The organism is Micromonospora globispora, from assembly GCF_003857015.1.
GTDB classification, from domain to species: domain Bacteria; phylum Actinomycetota; class Actinomycetes; order Mycobacteriales; family Micromonosporaceae; genus Micromonospora; species Micromonospora globispora.
In genome coordinates this window covers 1-1837 of the sequence record NZ_QGGF01000671.1, presented here as the reverse complement: position 1 = coordinate 1837, position 1837 = coordinate 1, and the positions used below count along the sequence as shown (strand labels likewise).

Genomic DNA, 1837 nt, shown 5'->3' with positions numbered 1-1837 from the left:
GGCTGATGCCGCTCGGATGCCCGTCGCCGTACACCTCACGGTGCAGCTCCCAGGCGTCCTGCAACCGGTCACGGGCCATGGCGCACTGGCCGCGGGCGAACTCCACGGTGGCCAGATCCGCGTGGGCGGCCAGCACCCGTTGCGACTCGGGACCGTCGCGGGCGGTCAGCTCGAGGATGACCTGGGAGTAGAGCCGCGCCGCGCGGGCGTCGCTGCCGACCCGGTGCAGCACCGCGGCCAGCGTGGCGGCGGCATCGACGGCCCGCTCGTGGGAGCGGCCGTACAACCGGGTGGCGGCCGCGTACGCGAACGCGGCCCAACCGCGGGCGGCCTGCGGGTCGCCGATCGCGAGGAGCACCCGCGCCTGGAGGCCGGCGGCCTCGGCCAGCTCGGGCGAGGCGTTGGCGGGCTGAGGGTCCACATCGGTCAGTGCATCGGCGAGCAGCCGCTGGGCACCGGCGAGGTCGCCCGCGGACACCAACTGGTGCGCGTGGACAGTGAGGTCACCGAAGCCGGAGGGCACGCCCCATCGTGCGTGTCCGGCGACGGTATGTACAAGTCCAGACGGTGATCAGATCGGTCAGGAACCGGTCAGATGGTCGGCCAGCGTCTCGCTGATCCGCCGGAGCTGGTCGACCTGGGCCGGGCTCAACGCGTCGAACAGGTGCCGGCGTACCCCCTCGACGTGGCCGGGGGCGGCGGCGGCCAGGGCGGCGAAGCCCGCGTCGGTGAGGACGGCGATCTGTCCCCGCCGGTCGGTCGGGCACTCCTCCCGGCGGATCCAGCCGGACGCCTCCAGCTGGGCGGCGGCATGCGAGAGGCGGCTGCGGGAGGAGCCGGTCGCCTCCGCGAGCTCGCTCATCCGCAGTTGCCGCTCGGGTGTCTCGGAGAGCCGGACCAGGATCTCGTAGTACGCGTGCGGCATCCCCGCGTCGCGTTGCAGCTCGCGGTCCAGGGTCTCCATCAGCGCCCGGGAGGCGGTCAGGAAGGCCCGCCAGGTCCGCTGCTCGTCGGGGTCCAGCCACCGGGTCATGACCACCATCATAGCCGGTTTGGTTGAGCGCTCAACCAAACCGCGCTAGCGTGGTGCCCATGGGAATCCACCGGCTCAACCACGCCGTCCTCTACGTCAGCAACCTTGAGCGCAGCGTCGCCTTCTACCGCGACGTGCTGGGCTTCCGTCCGGTGCCGATGACCCCGGACGGATTCCGCGGCGCCGCCTTCCTCCAGGCGGCCGACTCCACCAACGACCACGACCTCGGCCTCTTCGAGATCGGCGCGACGGCCGGTCGGTCGCAGGCCGGCCGGGCCACCGTGGGTCTCTACCACCTGGCCTGGGAGCTCGACACCCTCGACGAACTGGCCGCCACCGCCGAGCGGCTGGCCGCCGCCGGCGCGCTGGTCGGCGCCTCCGACCACGGCACCACCAAGAGCCTCTACGGGCAGGACCCGGACGGGCTGGAGTTCGAGATCGTCTGGATCGTCCCGGCCGACCTGCTCGACGAGGGCGCCCTGGCCGCCCGCAAGCGGATCGGCCGGCTCGACCTCGACCGGGAGCGCCTGCGCTACGGCGGCCAGACCCGCGGCGGAGTGGGCATCTCCATTCCGGCCTGACCGCCCATGCGGTAGAACGGCAGGATGTCGACCGACGCCGTCCTGCGCGAGCTGCTCGTCCGGCAGCTCGACCACTGGCTGCCGGGAGCGCTGCACCGCTCCCGGCGGGCCACGCTCGCCCTCGCGTACGGGGGGACGGACGCCGGCGGCGCGGACGACGCGCTGCGGGTGGTGGCCGAGTTCGCCGACCGCCTGCGCGGCCGGCGGCTGACCGTGCTGGTGC

3 protein-coding genes and 1 pseudogene are annotated in these 1837 nt (G+C 73.5%); 2 read left to right on the top strand and 2 right to left on the bottom strand.

All coding sequences use genetic code 11. The features are described from left to right. Together DKL51_RS31685 and DKL51_RS31680 are read right to left on the bottom strand one after the other, a co-directional pair. Positions 1–523 (bottom strand): tetratricopeptide repeat protein (locus DKL51_RS31685; protein ID WP_148097909.1); only part of this gene is annotated, 523 nt, incomplete at its 3' end. Positions 524–580: 57 nt separating this feature from the next. Beyond that, entirely contained in the window at positions 581–1042 is a 462-nt protein-coding gene (locus DKL51_RS31680) for a MarR family winged helix-turn-helix transcriptional regulator (RefSeq protein ID WP_109947971.1), read from the bottom strand. 50 nt (positions 1043–1092) lie between these two features. On the opposite strand from DKL51_RS31680, the gene DKL51_RS31675 reads away from it, so the two are divergent. Next, a complete protein-coding gene (locus DKL51_RS31675; RefSeq protein WP_109947970.1) occupies positions 1093–1614 on the top strand; it encodes a VOC family protein in 522 nt (173 codons plus the stop codon). A 24-nt stretch (positions 1615–1638) separates the two neighbouring features. Next, positions 1639–1837 (top strand): annotated as a pseudogene (locus DKL51_RS31670) (hypothetical protein); the annotation flags it as partial.